Source organism: Rhodanobacter sp. FW101-FHT13A11 (assembly GCF_058790335.1).
In genome coordinates this window covers 39833-56421 of sequence record NZ_JBYTCN010000010.1, presented here as the reverse complement: position 1 = coordinate 56421, position 16589 = coordinate 39833, and the positions used below count along the sequence as shown (strand labels likewise).

At 70.9% G+C, this 16589-nt stretch carries 15 protein-coding genes and 1 pseudogene; 12 read left to right on the top strand and 4 right to left on the bottom strand.

The annotated features are described in order from the left end of the window. The first annotated feature begins 56 nt into the window (after window positions 1–56). From panB to panD, 3 genes are all read left to right on the top strand, one after another. A complete protein-coding gene (panB, locus tag AC3WRN_RS12265) occupies window positions 57–887 on the top strand; it encodes a 3-methyl-2-oxobutanoate hydroxymethyltransferase (protein WP_492623171.1) in 831 nt (276 codons plus the stop codon). A 16-nt stretch (window positions 888–903) separates the two neighbouring features. After that, window positions 904–1749 carry a pantoate--beta-alanine ligase gene (gene panC, locus AC3WRN_RS12260; protein WP_068096703.1) on the top strand — a complete coding sequence of 282 codons (846 nt, stop codon included), beginning with the start codon at window positions 904–906 and terminating at the stop codon, window positions 1747–1749. Window positions 1750–1851: 102 nt separating this feature from the next. Beyond that, window positions 1852–2244, top strand: coding sequence for an aspartate 1-decarboxylase (gene panD, locus AC3WRN_RS12255; RefSeq protein WP_492623170.1), 393 nt, complete (start codon window positions 1852–1854; stop codon window positions 2242–2244). A 17-nt stretch (window positions 2245–2261) separates the two neighbouring features. On the opposite strand, the gene queG is transcribed toward panD, so the two are convergent. Continuing rightward, window positions 2262–3356: a tRNA epoxyqueuosine(34) reductase QueG gene (gene queG, locus AC3WRN_RS12250; RefSeq protein WP_492623169.1), complete on the bottom strand. Its 1095-nt coding sequence runs from the start codon at window positions 3354–3356 to the stop codon at window positions 2262–2264. Between the two features lie 15 nt (window positions 3357–3371). Between queG and AC3WRN_RS12245 the strand changes: the two genes are divergently transcribed. The 6 genes from AC3WRN_RS12245 to AC3WRN_RS12220 all read left to right on the top strand — a co-directional run bounded on the left by AC3WRN_RS12245 (window position 3372) and on the right by AC3WRN_RS12220 (window position 10687). Then, window positions 3372–4871 carry an NAD(P)H-hydrate dehydratase gene (locus tag AC3WRN_RS12245; protein WP_492623168.1) on the top strand — a complete coding sequence of 500 codons (1500 nt, stop codon included), beginning with the start codon at window positions 3372–3374 and terminating at the stop codon, window positions 4869–4871. After that, a complete protein-coding gene (tsaE, locus tag AC3WRN_RS12240; RefSeq protein ID WP_492623167.1) occupies window positions 4864–5337 on the top strand; it encodes a tRNA (adenosine(37)-N6)-threonylcarbamoyltransferase complex ATPase subunit type 1 TsaE in 474 nt (157 codons plus the stop codon). Before AC3WRN_RS12245 ends, tsaE begins: the two co-directional genes overlap by 8 nt. A 164-nt stretch (window positions 5338–5501) precedes the next feature. Next, on the top strand, window positions 5502–7013 hold the full coding sequence (locus AC3WRN_RS12235) for an N-acetylmuramoyl-L-alanine amidase (RefSeq protein ID WP_492623166.1): 1512 nt from the start codon (window positions 5502–5504) through the stop codon (window positions 7011–7013). A 44-nt stretch (window positions 7014–7057) separates the two neighbouring features. Continuing rightward, complete coding sequence (gene mutL, locus AC3WRN_RS12230; protein ID WP_492623165.1) at window positions 7058–8854, top strand: DNA mismatch repair endonuclease MutL; 1797 nt, start codon at window positions 7058–7060, stop codon at window positions 8852–8854. 32 nt (window positions 8855–8886) lie between these two features. Continuing rightward, on the top strand, window positions 8887–9792 hold the full coding sequence (locus tag AC3WRN_RS12225) for a DUF1684 domain-containing protein (protein WP_492623164.1): 906 nt from the start codon (window positions 8887–8889) through the stop codon (window positions 9790–9792). After that, window positions 9776–10687: a DUF1684 domain-containing protein gene (locus AC3WRN_RS12220; RefSeq protein WP_492623163.1), complete on the top strand. Its 912-nt coding sequence runs from the start codon at window positions 9776–9778 to the stop codon at window positions 10685–10687. The genes AC3WRN_RS12225 and AC3WRN_RS12220 overlap by 17 nt, the downstream gene beginning before the upstream one ends. Before the next feature lie 75 nt (window positions 10688–10762). Here the strand turns inward: AC3WRN_RS12220 and AC3WRN_RS12215 are convergent, their stop codons facing one another. Next, on the bottom strand, window positions 10763–11545 hold the full coding sequence (locus AC3WRN_RS12215) for an enoyl-CoA hydratase-related protein (RefSeq protein ID WP_492623162.1): 783 nt from the start codon (window positions 11543–11545) through the stop codon (window positions 10763–10765). A gap of 167 nt (window positions 11546–11712) precedes the next feature. On the opposite strand from AC3WRN_RS12215, the gene bamJ reads away from it, so the two are divergent. The 3 genes and pseudogenes from bamJ (at window position 11713) to AC3WRN_RS12200 (ending at window position 14094) form a co-directional block, all read left to right on the top strand. After that, window positions 11713–12441, top strand: a complete 729-nt coding sequence (bamJ, locus tag AC3WRN_RS12210; protein ID WP_492623161.1) for a BamJ family beta-barrel-assembly machinery protein — start codon at window positions 11713–11715, stop codon at window positions 12439–12441. A gap of 26 nt (window positions 12442–12467) precedes the next feature. After that, a pseudogene (locus AC3WRN_RS12205) lies at window positions 12468–13249 on the top strand (NUDIX hydrolase). After that, the gene (locus AC3WRN_RS12200) at window positions 13246–14094 is read left to right on the top strand and encodes a sulfurtransferase (protein ID WP_492623160.1); all 849 of its coding nucleotides are present in this window, start codon (window positions 13246–13248) and stop codon (window positions 14092–14094) included. The pseudogene AC3WRN_RS12205 and the gene AC3WRN_RS12200 overlap by 4 nt, the downstream one beginning before the upstream one ends. An 88-nt stretch (window positions 14095–14182) precedes the next feature. On the opposite strand, the gene AC3WRN_RS12195 is transcribed toward AC3WRN_RS12200, so the two are convergent. After that, the gene (locus AC3WRN_RS12195; protein ID WP_492623159.1) at window positions 14183–14941 is read right to left on the bottom strand and encodes an enoyl-CoA hydratase/isomerase family protein; all 759 of its coding nucleotides are present in this window, start codon (window positions 14939–14941) and stop codon (window positions 14183–14185) included. 18 nt (window positions 14942–14959) lie between these two features. Further along, complete coding sequence (locus AC3WRN_RS12190) at window positions 14960–16423, bottom strand: DUF4139 domain-containing protein (RefSeq protein WP_492623158.1); 1464 nt, start codon at window positions 16421–16423, stop codon at window positions 14960–14962. Window positions 16424–16589: the final 166 nt, after the last annotated feature.

Genomic DNA, 16589 nt, shown 5'->3' with positions numbered 1-16589 from the left:
GCCCTTGCGTTGCCGCGCCGGATAATCGGCGGTCTCCCCCACTTTCAGGAATTGCCGTGTACGTGCAGAACGCCAGTGCTCCCGAGCGCAAGCCAGTGACCGTACCCGCTTTGCGCGCGATGAAGGCGCAGGGACAGCGCATCGTCATGCTCACCGCCTACGACGCCAGCTTCGCCTGGCAGCTGGAGGCGGCCGGCGTCGACATCGCGCTGGTCGGCGATTCGCTGGGCATGGTGGTGCAGGGGCACGGCAGCACGCTGCCGGTGACGCTGGAACATATGGTCTACCACACCGCCGCGGTGGCGCGCGGGCTGTCGGCCACCTTGCTGGTGACGGACCTGCCGTTCATGGCCGACCGCGACGTGGCGCACGCACTGGAAGCGGGCGCGCGGCTGGTCGGCGAGGCCGGCGCGGCGATGGTGAAGATCGAGGGCGCCGCGCCGCACATCCTGGAGGCGATCGCCGCGCTCACCGCGCGCGCGATCCCGGTTTGCGCGCACCTGGGCCTCACCCCGCAGTCGGTGCACAAGTTCGGCGGCTTCAAGATCCAGGGCCGCGAGCAGGAGGCTGCCGACCGCGTGCTGGCCGAGGCGCTGGCGGTGCAGGCGGCCGGCGCCGACCTGCTGGTGATGGAGGGCGTGCCGGTGGAACTGGGCCGGCGGGTGACCGCGGCGCTGCAGATCCCGGTGATCGGCATCGGCGCCGGCCCGCATTGCGACGGCCAGGTGCTGGTGATCCACGACCTGCTCGGCATCACCCCGGGCAAGCGGCCGAAGTTCAGCAAGGATTTCCTGGCCGGGCGCGATTCTGTCGCCGCGGCGATCGCCGCGTATGCCGCAGACGTGCGCAGCGGCGCGTTTCCGGCCCCCGAGCACTGCTTCAACTGACCAGCGAGCCCGCCGCATGCAGACCGTACAAGACGCCCCCTCCCTGCGCGCCGCGATCCGCGGCTGGCGCGAGAAGGGCCAGACGGTGGGCTTCGTGCCGACCATGGGCAACCTGCACGCCGGCCACCAGTCGCTGATCCGGCTGGCGCGGGCGCGCACCGAGCGGGTGGTCGCCAGCGTGTTCGTCAACCCCACCCAGTTCGGCCCGAACGAGGATTACGACCGCTATCCGCGCACCCTGCCGCAGGACCAGGCGGCGCTGGCGGAGCAGGATTGCGACCTGCTGTTCGCGCCGGACGTGGCCACGATGTATCCGTTCGGCCCCGAACACAGCGTCAGCGTGCGCGTGCCGCAGATCACCGACACGCTGGAGGGTGCGCATCGGCCCGGGCATTTCGACGGCATGGCCACGGTGGTGTGCAAGCTGTTCAACCTGGTGCAGCCGGACGTGGCGGTGTTCGGCCAGAAGGATTTCCAGCAGCTCAAGGTGGTCGAGCGGATGGTGCGCGACCTCGGGTTGCCGGTGAAGGTGGTGGCGGCGCCGATCCTGCGCGCCGCCGACGGCCTGGCGCTGAGCTCGCGCAACCAGTACCTGAGCGCCGAGGAGCGCGCGCGCGCTCCGCTGATCCACGATACCCTGCAGAAGATGCGCGGGCTGCTGGCGCAGGGCCACCCGTGGCAGGCGGTCGAGCAGACCGCCGCGGCGCGTCTGGCGCGGGCGGGTTTCGTGCCCGACTATGTGGCGATCCGCCGCGTCGAGGACCTGGCCGAACCGGCCGACGGCGAGCGCGAGGGGCTGGTGGCGCTGGTCGCGGCGCGCCTTGGCGGCACCCGCCTGATCGACAACTTGCTGTTCGACTGAGCCGCCCGCATATCGGGGCGTGGTACCGTCGATGTTGCGGTGCAATGTCATCGGTTCGATAATCGCCGACTTTGCAGGCTGTCCCTGCCGGAAAGTAACGTCATGCACCTGAACATGCTCAAGGCCAAGATCCACCGCGCCACGGTGACCCACGCCGAGCTGCACTACGAAGGCTCGATCGCGATCGACGGTCTGCTGCTGGATGCCTCGGGCATCCGCGAGTACGAGCAGATCCACGCCTGGAACGTCAACAGCGGCCAGCGCTTCGTCACCTACGCGCTGCGCGCCGAGGAAGGTTCCGGCATCATCTCGGTCAACGGCAGCGCCGCGCGCAGCGCGCAGGCGGGCGACATCATCATCATTGCCGCGTTCGTGCAGCTGAGCGAGGCGGAGCTGGAGCAGTACCAGCCCACCTGTGTCTACATCGCACCGGGTCCGGGCAACCGCATCAGCCACACCAACCATTCCATCCCGAAGCAGATGGCCGCGGCCTGAGGCCTTCGAACGGACTCTCAGCCGCGCTGCTTCGCCAGCGCCCACGCGACGTGCTCGCGCACGACCGCCGAAGGGTGGTCGGCGCGGGCGTTGAGCGCCTCGATCGCCGCCGCCGACCTCGGCGCATTGCCCAGCGCCACCGCGATGTTGCGCAGCCAGCCCGCGTAGCCGGTGCGGCGGATCGCCATGCCCTCGGTGCGCCTGAGGAATTCTTCCTCGCTCCAGCCGAACAGCTCGACCAGCTTCGCCCCGTCCAGGCTGTGCCGCGGCGCGAAATCCGGCTCGGCGGTGGCCTGCGCGAACTTGTTCCACGGGCATACCAGCTGGCAATCGTCGCAGCCGAAGATGCGGTTGCCCATCGGCGTGCGCAGCTCTTCCGGAATGCTGCCCTTCAGCTCGATCGTGAGGTAGGAAATGCAGCGCTTGGCGTCGAGCCGGTACGGCCCCAGGATCGCCTGGGTCGGGCACACCTCGATGCAGCGCGTGCAGCTGCCGCAGTGCGCCGTGGCGGGCGCATCCACCGGCAGCGGCAGGTCGGTGTACAGCTCGCCGAGGAAGAAGTACGAGCCAGCATGGCGGTTGATCAGCACGGTGTGCTTGCCGATCCAGCCCAGCCCGGCGTTGCGCGCCAGTGCCTTCTCCAGCACCGGCGCGGAGTCCACGTAGGCGCGGTAGCCGAAGTCGCCGACCACGCCGTGGATGCGCTCGGCCAGCTTCTGCAGGCGGCCGCGCATCAGCTTGTGGTAGTCGCGCCCCAGCGCGTAGCGCGACACGTAGCCGGCCTCGGCGTCGCCGAGTACCTCCCAGGCGTTCGCGGTACCAGGCGGGATGTAGTCCATGCGCACCGAGATCACCCGCTGCGTGCCCGGCTCCAGCTCGGCCGGGCGGCTGCGCCGGGTGCCGTGGCGGGCCATGTATTCCATCTCGCCGTGATGGCCGTGCTCGAGCCAGCGCAGCAGGTGCTGTTCGTCCTCGCCCAGTCCGGTGCCGCTGATGCCGGCCTCGGCGAAGCCCAGCTCGATCGCCCAGCGCTTGATGTCACGGGCGAGGGTGGCGTAATCGGGAGGGTGGATCTCGGTGCTGGACATCGGCCTATTGTAGGCGTGGCGCATGCCTATAATCCGCGCATGCCAGTCCACCCGTACAGCCGCCATCTCCATACCGTCGGGCAGTTGCGCGCGATGGAGCGCGCCGCGCTGGCGGCGCTGGGCATTTCCGGTCCCGAGCTGATGCGCCGCGCCGCCCTTGCCGCCCTGAACAGCCTGCGCCGGCGCTGGCCGCAAGTGCGGCAGGTCTGCATCCACGGCGGCCCCGGCAACAACGGCGGCGACGGTTTCCTGCTTGGCGTGCTGGCGCGCGAGGCGGGCCTGCAGGTCGAGCTGGTGGCGCTGACCGGCGCCTCGCACGGCGATGCCGCCGCGGCGCGCGCGGCGTGGGAAGCGGGCGGCGGCCGGATACGCTTGTGGGACGCGCAAAGTGTGTTGCCCGAAGCCGAGCTGCACGTGGACGCGCTGTACGGCATCGGCCTCAACCGTGCTCCCGAACCGGCGGCGGCGCAGCTGATCGAGGCGATCAACGGCAGCGGCCGTCCGGTGCTGGCGCTGGACGTGCCCAGCGGGCTGAATACGGACAGCGGCAGCTGCCCCGGCGCGGCGATCCGCGCGGACGCCACCGTCACCTTCATCGCCGGCAAGCGCGGGCTGTACACCGGCCGCGCGGTCGACCAGGCCGGCGCGGTCGAGCTGGCCACGCTGGGCGTGCCCGACAGCGTCTACGCCGGCGCGTCGCCCGACGCGCAACTGCTGGCCGCCGAGGCGTTGCCGCCGCGCGCCCGCTATGCGAACAAGGGCAACTACGGCCACGTGCTGGTGATCGGCGGCGAGCACGGCATGGCCGGCGCGGTGCGCCTGGCCGGCGAGTCGGCGCTGCGCGCCGGTGCCGGCCTGGTCAGCGTAGCGACGCGCGCCGCGCATGTGTCTGCGCTGAATGCGGCGCGGCCGGAATTGATGGCGCATGAGGTGGACGGGCCGCAGTCGCTGGCCCCGCTGCTCGAACGCGCCAGCGTGCTGGCGCTGGGGCCGGGCCTGGGGCAGGCCGCCTGGGGCCATGCGCTGTGGCTCACCGCACTGGATGCGGGCAAGCCGTTGGTGCTCGACGCGGACGGCCTGAACCTGCTCGCCCGCGAGCCGCGCCGATTCGGCGCGCCGACCGTGCTGACGCCGCACCCGGGCGAGGCGGCGCGGCTGCTCGGGGTGGCCACCGCCGCCGTGGAGCAGGATCGTTTCGCCGCGGCACGCGAACTGGCGCTCAGGCATGGCGCGGTCGTCGTGCTGAAAGGCGCCGGCAGCCTGATCGCCGATCCGGATGGACGTCTGGACGTCTGTCCGTGGGGCAACCCAGGCATGGCCTCGGGTGGCATGGGCGACCTGCTCACCGGCGTCGTGGCTGCCTTGCTGGCGCAAGGTTGCAGCGCATGGCAGGCTGCCTGCCTCGGCGTGGGCCTGCACGCGCGCGCCGGCGATTGCGCCGCGCGGCAGGGCGAACGCGGCATGCTGGCCGGCGACCTGCTGGCCCCGCTGCGGGCCTTGGGCAATGGCTTGGCGGAAAGCGGGTTCGGGCATGACTGAGCAAGCCGAGGGACCGTGGCCGCTGCCCGACGAGGCCGCCACCGCCGCGCTGGCCGCGCGTCTGGCACAGGCGCTGGACGCTGGCCTGGTGCTCTACCTGCACGGCCCGCTGGGTGCCGGCAAGACCAGCTTCGCCCGCGCCCTGCTGACGGCCATGGGGGTGGGCGAGCGGGTCAAGAGCCCGACCTACAGCCTGATCGAGGGTTATGCGACGCGCGACCGGCCGGCCTGGCACCTGGACCTGTACCGGATCGCCGATCCCGGCGAACTGGAGTGGCTGGGCCTGGATGCGCTGGCCGACCCGGCCGCGCTGGTGCTGGTGGAGTGGCCCGAGCGCGGTACAGGCGCGCTGCCGGCGGCGGATCTCGAACTGCAGCTCGACTATGCCGGCGCGGGCCGGCAGGCCGCCTGGCGGGCGTTCACCGGCCGTGGCGAGCGCTTGCTGGCGCGCCTGGCTAAGTGCTGATTTTCTTTGGAAATTGTCGATCCGACGGTGCCGGCGAGGAACTGCCGGAGAGATGCGGCCGGTGGCCTGTAACTTGACACGACCTGACAAATAGCTTGCAGGTCATGGATATTCAAGGGAAAACCCTCTTGCATTCCATGCAGCGCTGCGTTTCAATGCGGCCCATGAGGGGCTGCCTGAACAACTGGGGTGGGGTTGTCGTCGTCGCGATCATGGCGGCGCTGCCGCTCTGCGCGCTGCGCGCCGCCGACGTGAAAGGCGCCCGGGTCTGGGCTGGCCCCGAATACACCCGCGTGGTACTCGATGCCACCGGCCCGCTCCGCTACACGGTCGACCGGAAGGATGGCCAGGTGGTGGTCGACCTGCCCGGCAGCCGTGCCGCCCGTGATTTCTCCAGTCCGGCCGCGCAGGGCCTGTTCCGCGGCATGAGCCATGCCCGCATCGGCGACAGCCTGCAGCTGACCGCGCAGGTCGCCCCCGCCAGCAAGCTGAAAAGCTTCGTGCTGAAGCCGGCCAGCGGTTCGGACTACCGGTTGGTGCTGGATCTGTACCCCGGCAACGACGGTGCCACGGCCGCTGTCGCGGAGGCCGCGCCCAAGGCTGCCGACAAGGCTGCTCCACCGGCGCCTGCGGCCGTTTCCGCAGCGGTCGCGGCACCGGTTCCGCAGTACAGCAACCCGACGCACAGCCGCCGCGTGGCGGCCGAGCAGGCGGCGGCGATGCTCAACGGCCAGCGCCAGGTGGTGGTGGCGATCGATGCCGGCCACGGCGGCAAGGACCAGGGCGCGCACGGCCCCGGCGGCACCCTCGAGAAGAACGTCACGCTGTCGGTGGCCCGCAACCTGGCGGCGGAGATCAATCGCCAGCCCGGCATGAAGGCGGTGCTGACCCGCGACAGCGACTACTTCATTCCGCTGAAACGGCGCTACCAGATCGCCCGCGAGCACAACGCCGACCTGTTCGTGTCGATCCACGCCGACTCCTTCGTCAACGACGACGCCCGCGGCTCGTCGGTCTGGGTGCTGTCGCCGCGCGGCAAGACCAGCGAGGCCGCGCGCTGGCTGGCCGACCGCGAGAACCGCGCCGACCTGATCGGCGGCACCACGCTGGACGACAAGGACGACAGCCTGGCCAAGGTGCTGCTGGACCTGCAGCAGGGCTGGGCGATGCAGGCCAGCGACGTGGTCGCCGGCAACGTGCTCAAGGCGCTGGGCCAGCTGGGGCCGACCCACCGCGGCTATGTCGAGCGCGCGAACTTCGTGGTGCTGCGCTCGCCCGACGTGCCGTCGATCCTGGTCGAGACCGCGTTCATCAGCAATCCGGCCGAGGAGCGCAAGCTGCGCGATCCGACGCACCAGAGGAAGCTGGCCGAGGCGGTGATGGACGGCGTGAAGAACTACTTCGAATCCACCCCGCCGCCGGGTACCTGGTTTGCCGCCGAGGCTGCCCGCCGCAGCGGCGTCAGGCTGGCGTCCCGCGACGATGCGGGCGCTGCGGAGGATGTCGCGCAGCGCGCCGGGTCGCCCGCGCGCGACGTGCACAAGGTCGGCCGCGGCGAAAGCCTGGGCAGCATCGCGCGGCAGTATGGCGTCAGCGTCAGCGCGCTGAAGAGCGCGAACCAGATCAACAGCAACACGGTCCGCGCCGGCACCACGCTGACCATCCCTGCCGGCTGACCGCCGCCCGCGGCATGGCCCGCGTTCGCTGCTAAAGTTGGCGGATGGCAGTCATCCGTCCGCTTTCCCCCGAACTCATCAACCAGATCGCTGCCGGCGAAGTCATCGACCGGCCGTCCTCGGTGGTCAAGGAACTGGTCGAGAACAGCCTCGATGCCGGCGCCACGCGCATCGAGGTGGACATCGAGGCCGGCGGGGCGCGGCTGATCCGCGTGCGCGACGACGGCGGCGGCATCCATGCCGACGAGTTGCCGCTGGCGGTGGCTGCGCACGCCACCAGCAAGATCGGCAGCTTCGACGACCTGGAGCACGTCGCCAGCATGGGTTTCCGCGGCGAGGCGCTGGCCTCGATGTCGTCGGTGTCGCGCTTCGCGCTCGTCTCGCGCGTGCGCGGCGAGGATGGCGCGTTCCGCATCGAGGTCGATGGCGGCCGGCTGCACGCGGCGCGTCCGGCGCAGCATCCGCCGGGCAGCAGCGTCGAGGTGCGCGACCTGTTCTACAACGTGCCGGCGCGCAAGAAGTTCATGCGCGCCGAGCGCACCGAGTTCGCGCACATCGACGACCTGCTGAAGTCGCTGGCGCTGGCGCGCAGCTCGGTGGAGTTCCGGCTCGGCCACAACGGCAAGCCGGTGCGCGTCTGGAAGGCCGCGCGGGACGAGCAGGCGCAGTTGCAGCGGGTGGCCGAGGTGCTCGGCGAGGATTTCCCGGCGCAGAGCCTGCGCATCGACCACGCAGCGGCCGGGCTGCACCTGTCCGGCTGGGTCGGCCTGCCGACGGCGTCGCGGGCACAGGCCGACGCGCAGTACTTCTACGTCAACGGCCGGCTGGTGCGCGATCGCATCGTCGCGCACGCGGTGCGCCAGGCGTACGCCGACGTGCTGTTCCATGGCCGCCATCCGGCCTTCGTGCTGTACCTGGAGCTCGACCCGGCCGGCGTCGACGTGAACGTGCATCCGGCCAAGCACGAGGTGCGCTTTCGCGAGCAGCGGCTAGTGCACGACTTCCTGTTCCGCACCCTGCACGAGGCGCTGGCGCAGACGCGCGCGGGGCTGGGCACGCCGCCGGCGCCGGAAACCTCGCCGGCTGCCGGTCATGCGTACGCGTCGTCCGCTCCGGCGAGCTGGTCCGGCCAGTTCAGCCAGAGCAGGCTCAGCCTGGGCACGCGCGAGAGCCCGATGGCCGAATACGCCGCGCTGCTCGGCGCGCCGTCGCCGCCCGTCGCTGTCGCGCCGATGCCGGCCGCGGAGGAGGGCGAGGCGCCGCCGCTGGGCTACGCGATCGCGCAGCTCAAGAGCATCTACGTGCTGGCCGAGAATGCGCACGGCCTGGTGCTGGTGGACATGCACGCGGCGCACGAGCGGATCACCTACGAGAAGCTGAAGTCCGGCCGCGCCTGCAGCAACCTGCGCTCGCAGATGCTGCTGGTGCCGCTCTCCATCGCGGTCAGCGCGAAGGAGGCGGCGGCCGCCGAGGAACATGCCGAGGCGCTGGCCGAATGGGGCCTGGAACTGTCGCGCAGCGGTCCGGCGACGATCGTGGTGCGGCGCATCCCGGCGCTGCTGGAAGGCGCCGACGTGGGCCAGCTCAGCCGCGACGTGTTGTCCGAACTGGCCCAGCACGGCAGCTCGCGCCGCCTGCAGGAGCTGGAGAACGAATTGCTCTCCACCATGGCCTGCCACGGTTCCGTGCGCGCGGGGCGCCGCCTGACCCTTCCCGAGATGAATGCACTGCTGCGCGAGATGGAGGCGACCGAACGCTCCGGGCAATGCAATCATGGGCGTCCGACCTGGGTCCAGCTCGGCCTTGCCGAGCTGGACAGGTTGTTCATGCGCGGCCGTTGACGCGCCTTCGGAAAGTTTTGCTGGAGATATCGATGATACGTACCAGCCTGTTTGTCGTCGCCGCCATTTTGGGAGTCGCTACCGTGCAAGCCGCCAACCTCGACAACTACAGGCAAAGTGTGGAGCAGTGGCGTGCCGGCCGGCTCGAGCGGCTCACCGCAGCGGACGGCTGGCTCAGTCTGATCGGCCTGGAGTGGCTGCAGCCGGGTGCGAACCGCATCGGCAGCGCGGCCGACAACGACATCGTGCTGGGCGCCGGCCCTGCGCACCTGGGCACGCTAACGCTTGCCGCCGACGGCGGCCTGCACATCGCGTTGGACAAGGACAGCGGCGCCACCATCGACGGCAAGGCCATCGCCGAAGCGGCGCTGGTGGACGACGCGCACGCCGCCGGTGCCGCGCCGACCAGGGTGGCCTTCGGCAGCGCGAGCTTCTACGTGATCGACCGCGACGGCCGCAAGGGGCTGCGGGTAAAGGATGCGGAAGCGCCGACGCGCAAGCATTTCCTCGGCATCGATGCGTTCCCGATCGACCCGTCGTGGCGGATCGAGGCGAGATGGGTGCCGGCGCAGCCGGGCGAGACGCTGGAGATGGGCACGGTGATCGGCACCATCGACAAGTACCCGGTGCCGGGCAAGCTGGAATTCACCCGCGACGGCAAGCGCTTCGAGATCCTGCCGGTGATCGAGGTGCCGGGCGATGCGCAGTACTTCGTCGTGTTCGCCGATCGCACCAGCGGCAAGGAAACCTACGGTGCCGCGCGCTTCCTGTACGTCGACCCGCCGCAGGACGGCAAGGTGGTGCTGGACTTCAACAAGGCCTACAACCCGCCGTGCGCATTCACTCCGTTCGCCACCTGCCCGCTGGCGCCGCCGGAGAACCGGCTGGACCTGCGCGTCACCGCCGGCGAGAAGAACTATCGTGGCTCGCATCGCTGACTGGGGTGCGCTAGCCGCGCTGGGCCTGCTGGCCGCGTTTTCCGCCGCGGCCGCCGCACCGGAGGACTACGCCGCCTCGGTGGAGCAGGCGCGTATCGAGCGCGTCGAGCAGCTGAGGCAGGCGGACGGCTATCTCGCGCTCACCGCATCGGGCTGGCTGCTGCCCGGCGCGAACAGCGTGGGCAGCGCCGCCGACAACCGCTTCACTGTCCCCGATGCGCCCGCGCACCTGGGCACCCTGGAACTGGCGACGGACGGGCAGGTCAGCCTGCGGCTGCCCGACACCCACGACATCACCGTCGACGGCCGGCCGGCGGCCCCTGTCAACGTGCTGCACGCCCAGGGCCGTGAAGGCAGTCGGCCGCCGACCCGGGTGGGTTTCGGCAGCAGCTACCTGTACGTGATCGAGAACGGCGCGCAACGCGGCCTGCGGGTGAAGGACAACGCTGCGCCGCTGCGCACGCACTTCCCCGGCTTCGACTATTTCCCGATCGATCCCTCGTGGCGGATCGAGGCGGACTGGGTGCCGTTCGCGCAACCGCACGCGCTGAGGATCGCCTACGTCACCGGCACCGAGAGCGATACGCCGGTCGTCGGCAAGGCGGTGTTCCGGCGCGGCGGCCATACCTACGAACTGTTGCCGATCGACGAGGACGGCCGGCTGTTCTTCGTGTTCAGCGACCGCACGGCCGGCAAGCTGACCTACGGCGGCGCGCGCTTCCTGTACGCCGCGGCGCCGAAGGACGGCAAGGTGCTGCTTGACTTCAACCTGGCCGAGAACCCGCCGTGCGCGATCACCCCGCACGTGGTCTGTCCGCTGGCGCCGCCGGAAAACCGCCTGAAACTGCCGGTGACCGCGGGCGAAATGAAGTTCCGCGGGCCCGACAACGAGTAGCACGTAGGAGCCCGCTGGCGGGCGATGCCTTCCGACATGCCGAAGAGCATCGCCCGCCAGCGGGCTCCTACGCGGTCAGGCGCCCTTGAACACCGCCTTGCGCTTCTCCAGGAATGCCGTGGTGCCTTCGCGCATGTCCTCAGTGGAGAACGCCAGGGCGAAGCCCTGCGTCTCGAATTCCAGGCCTTGGTCGAGGCCGGTCTCGCCGCCTTGCAGCACCGCGTCGAGGATGCCGGCGGCGGCCAGCGGCGCGGTGGCAGCGAGCTGGTCGGCCAGCGCGTTCACCGCCTCGTCGAGCGCTTCGGGCGCCACCACGCGGTTGACGATGCCCAGTTCGTACGCGCGCGCCGCGCCGATCGGCGTGCCGGTCAGGCACAGCTCCAGCGCGGCGCCGCGGCCGGCCAGGCGCAGCAGGCGTTGGGTGCCGCCGAAGCCGGGGATCAGGCCGAGGTTGATTTCCGGCTGGCCGAACCTCGCCTTCTCGCTGGCCACGCGCAGGTGGCAGGCCATCGCCAGCTCCATGCCGCCGCCCAGCGCGAAGCCCTGGATGCGCGCGATCACCGGCTTGCCCAGCCGCTCGATCGACGTCATCAGGCGCTGGCCGGCGCGCGAGAAGCCCTGCGCCTGCACCGGCGTGTAGCCGTTCATCTCGGCGATGTCGGCGCCGGCCACGAAGGCCTTCTCGCCGGCGCCGGCCAGCACCACCACGCGCACGGCGTCGTCCTGCGCGGCCTGGGCGAAGGCGATGGTCAGCTCGTTGAGGGTGTCGCGGTTGAGCGCATTGAGCTTGTCGGGGCGGTTGACGACGATCGTGCGCACCGCGCCGCGATTGCCGATTTCCAGGTTGCGATAGGCCATGAGCGGCTCCCGATGGATGCGAAGCCGCGATGGTAGCAGCGGGAACCTTTGTTGCCGCCGGGTTTCTCAAGCCGAGACGCCGTCGCTGCACGAAGCCGGCGAACCGCTTAGGATGACCCGGCGGGATCGAGACGGTCGCGATAGGGAAGGCATTGGTGGAGAAAGGCATGACACATCTGCGTGGCGGGCTGTTCGGCATGCTGCTGGTGCTGGGCGGTGCGGCGCATGCGCAGAGCGGCGCCAGGGCGGCAGCTGCGCCGCTGAAGCCCGACAAGGCCAAGCTGTCGTACGCGATCGGCTACCAGATCGGCAGCCAGTTCGCCGACGGTCGGCCGGACGTGGAGATTCCCGTGCTGGTGCGGGCGATCCAGGATGCGTACGCCAAGCGCCATCCCAGCGTCCCGATGCAGGAAATGCACCTGCAGCTGCAGCGCCTCGACCAGCAGATGCACGCCGAGGCGCTGGCCGAGTTCAAGCGGATCGCCGTCGCCAACGCGCGCAAGAGTACCGAGTTCATGGCGCGCAACCGCAAGCAGCCCGGCGTGGTGCAGCTGCCGTCGGGCATCCAGTACGCGGTGTTGAGCCAGGGCGACGGCAAGATCAATCCCACGGTCAGCAGCATCGTCACCGTGAACTACCGCGGCATGCTGGTCGACGGTACCGAGTTCGACAGCACCTGGGCGCATGGCGCGCCGGTCAGCTTCAGCGTCGACAAGGTGATCCGCGGCTGGCAGGACGTGATCCCGCGCATGCACGTGGGCGATCGCTGGAAGGTGGTGATCCCGCCGCAACTGGCCTACGGCGAGACCGGCGCCCTGCCGCGGATCGGTCCGAACGAGGCGCTGGTGTTCGAGATCGAGCTGCTCGCGATCAAGCCGGAAGCGGGCAAGCCCTGAGCGTCGCGGTGGTAGCATGGCGTGGCATGTCGAGCGTTCCGAACCCCACCGAAACCCCGCCCCTGACTCCCTGCATCGGCATCTGCCGGCTGGACGTGCGCGGCTACTGCATCGGCTGCCTGCGCACCGGCGAGGAGATCGGCCGCTGGCGCGCGATGAGCGACACCGAGCGGCTGCGGGTGATGCGCGAGGTCCTGCCGCTGCGCGGGGTTCCATGATCGACGACGTGGTCAATGCGCTGCGGCCGTTGTCGACGCCGCCGACCGGGCCGGGCTGGAACCATGCCGACATGACCGAATTGCTCGGCAGCAGCGGGCGCCAGCCCGCTGCGGTGCTGGTCGGTTTTCGCGAAGGCGTGCAGCCGCGGCTGGTGCTGACCGTGCGCACCGACCACCTGCAGGCGCATGCCGGCCAGGTGGCGTTTCCCGGCGGGCGCAGCGAGCCGGGCGACGACGACGCGCTGGCCACCGCGCTGCGCGAGAGCGAGGAGGAGATCGGCCTCGACCGCAAGCTGGTGACGCCGCTGGGCTACCTCGACCGTTTCGAGACGATCAGCGGCTACTGCATCACGCCGGTGGTGGCGCAGATCGCCGCCGAGGCCCGGCTGTATCCGGCGCCGGACGAGGTGGCCGAAGTGTTCGAGGTGCCGTTGGCGTTCCTGCTCGAACCGGCGAACCTTCGCCGTTACGTGATGGAGTTCCGCGGCCATCGCCGCCCGATGGTGGAATTCGTCCACGGCGGCCATCGTATCTGGGGCGCCACCGCCGCCATGCTGTACAACCTGCTTGAGAGGATGGGACGGACATGACGCTGAAGACCACCCTGATCGATGTCGCCGCGCTGGCCGCGTTGCCGGCGGGCGAGGTGCTCATCGTCGACTGCCGCGTCGACCTGGCCGATCGCACGCAGGGCGAGCGCAGCTATCTGGCCGGGCATGTTCCCGGCGCCGCGTTCGCCGATCTCGAGCGCGACCTTTCCGACATGTCGCGCGTAGCCGAAGGGCTGGGCCGGCATCCGCTGCCCTCGGTGGCGGCGTTCGGCGCCTTACTCGGCCGCTGGGGCTGGGTGCCGGGCCGGCAGGTGGTGAGCTATGACGCCGGGCCGGGCGCGTTGGCGGCGGCGCGGCTGTGGTGGCTGCTGCGGCTGGCCGGCATACGCGAAGCGGCCGTGCTCGATGGCGGCTTCGCCGCCTGGCAGGCCGCCGGGCAGCCGGTGGAAACCGCGGTCCGCCCGCGCGTGCCCACCGAGGTGGCGCTGGCCTACGACGCGCGGCAGGTGATCGTCGACCACACGGCGCTGCACGCCACGCCGGCACCGCTGCTGGTCGACGCCCGCGCCGCCGTGCGCTACCGCGGCGAAGCCGAGCCGCTGGACCGTGCCGCCGGCCACGTGCCCGGTGCGCGCAACCGGCCGTACCTCGACAACCTGCTCGTTGATGGCCGCTTCAAGCCGCCGGCGCAGCTGCGCGAGGAATTCGCCGCGGTGCTGGGCGGCGCGACGCCCGACCAGGTCGTGCACATGTGCGGCTCCGGCGTCACGGCCTGCTACAACCTGCTGGCGATGGAATACGCCGGCCTGCACGGCTCGCGGCTGTACGCGCCGTCGTGGAGCGGCTGGGTCAGCGACCCGTCGCGGCCCGTGGCGAAAGGCTGATCGTGTAGGAGCGCACCCTGTGCGCGATGGCTCTGATGTCGACACGAACCAAGAGCCATCGCGCACAGGGTGCGCTCCTACAGTCCACTCATTTCTTGCTCTTCAGCCGCGCGACCAACTGCTGCAGCACCGCCTGCGTCTCGGGATGGAAGAAGGCGTCGACGAAGTCGTCCAGCGGCAGCGCGTCCGGGTCGGCGTAGGCGGCGGCGAGGTCGGCGCGGGCCAGCGTGCGGGTGGCCAGCATCGCGTGCGACGGCAGGGCCAGCAACCCGCCCAGCCAGTGCAGGGCGCGCGTGGCGACCTGGTCGACGCCGGTGAGTTCGTCGACGAAGCCGCAGGCCAGCGCCTCGGACGACTCGATCATCGCGCCGGCGACCAGCAGCCGCTCGGCACGATAGGTGCCGACCACGCGGCGCAGCGCCAGCTGGATCGCCTCGGGCACGATCAGCCCGACCTGCACTTCGTTGAGGCCGATCCGGTACGGGCCTTCGGCCATCACCCGGTAGTCGCAGAACAGCGCCAGCACCGCGCCGCCGGCCGGGCTGTGGCCGGTGATCGCCGCCGCCAGCGGGATCGGCGCCCGCGCCAGGGTGGCGCACAGCGCGAAGAACTCGCGCCAGTATTCGCGCACGCCGGCGCGGTCGCGGCCGATCAGGGCCGGCACGTCGACGCCGGCCGAGAACAGCCCCTGCGCGCCGGACAGCACGATGCCGCGCATGCCGTCGTGCACGGCGTCGTCGATGGCGGCGTGCAGCGCGCGCAGCAGCTCCAGGTTCAGCGCGTTGACCGGCGGCCGGGCAAGCTGGATCTCGCGGATGCCGTCGTCGTGGTTGGTGAGGTCGAGCATGGGGAACTCCGGTCGGAATTACTGTGGTTGTTCGTCGGCGGTCCAGCTGTAGCGCACCGCATAGTCCAGCACGGCCTTGCCGTTGGCCGGCACCTCGACGCGGAACTCCAGCGTATCCGTCGTCTGCCGGCTGGGCTTGCTGCCGGACGACACCAGCGTCCACTGGCGCCAGCGGCCGGGGTGCTCGCGCACGGTCACGGTGCGCGCGCTGTCGCCGGCGTTGTCGAGGCTGATGCGGAACGCCTCGTCCAGCGTGCGGCCGCCCTTGTCGACGTGGAAGGCAGTGCGCTCACGCGTTGCGCGCAGGTCGAAAACGGTGCCCAGGGTGATGCTGGCGTCGCCACCCTTCGGCGTGTCGTCGATGCGGCCCTCGCCGACGAACTGCGGCGTGCCGTGGCGGTCGGCGGCGAGCACGCGCAGGTAGCCGGCCGGCAGGCTGTCGAACGCCTTCAACTTCAACGTGCTGATGATGGCGCTGCCGCCGCCCGGGTTGTAATCGCGCTCCAGTATCGGTCGCGGCGGCTGGAAGATGCTGCCGTTCTCGTACAGCGCGGTGCGTTCGCAGTCCAGCGCGCGGCTGGCGTACAGCGGTACCTGGCTGACGCTGCCGTCGGGCAGTTCGACCGCGCCGGGCAGGGTGTAGCTGCGGTAGTCGCCGAGGCTGTCCTGCTGCGGCAGGTCGGCGCTTTCGGCCTTGGCGCTGAAGCCGCGTGCCATCGACGCCATCGGCCGCGGCGCCGTGGCCCTGGCCATGTTCGGCTGGCCGGCGACCAGGGTGACCTGCGCGTCGTGCCAGTCGCGGCCGCTGCGGTTGGCGATGCTGGCGCGCGATTCGAACTGCACGCGGCAACCCGTGCCGGGCTGCAGCGTGGCCACGTAGGCGGCGCGCCAGCCGAGGCCGGAGGTGGGATAGCTGAGCACGGCGCGGGTCGGGCCGGCGCGGGCGGCGTCCACCCGCAGGCGCAGGCTGGAACCGCTGGGAAAGTCCGCGCCGGTGGCGCGGACCGCGGCATAGTGCGTGACCAGGGTGCTGCGGCCGGATGCGTCGCGCACCAGCAGGCCATCGCCCGCGCGCAGCAGGCTGCCGCTGGCCAGCGACTCGCCATTGCCGCCGAGCACGGCCACGTCGCGCCCGACCAGGCCGGTCAGCGCGGCGTTCGCGCCTTGCGCCAGCAACAGGCGTTGCGAGAGCACCTTCGCTCCGCCGTCGGGGAAGCCCAGCGCCAGCGCCTCGGCGTCCAGCGAATCCGGCAGGTCGCCGACCACCACGTCGTGCGTGCCGGCCGCAAGATCCAGCAGGCGCTGTTCGCGCACCACCGCGTAGCCGTCGCCCACGCTGCCGCCGCCGCTGCCGGCGTACAGCGCGGGGCTGTCGCTGCGATACAGGGTAAGTGCCGTGGTGTCGGCGGCCTGGGCCGTCGACGCGCCGGCCAGGGCGGCGATGCAGGCGAGGGCCAGGGCGGGGCGATGTGCTGTCGTCATGAGGCGCATTCCATCGTGGGGACCGGACCGCCATCATAGCGACGGCACGTGCACCCCGTGCGCCGACCGCATCACCGCGTGCCAGGCGATGCCGCCATCCGTGCCGGTTCCGCGCGCCGCCGGTCAGGATTGTCCAAGCGTCGGCGGCATGGGTTCGCTATCGTGA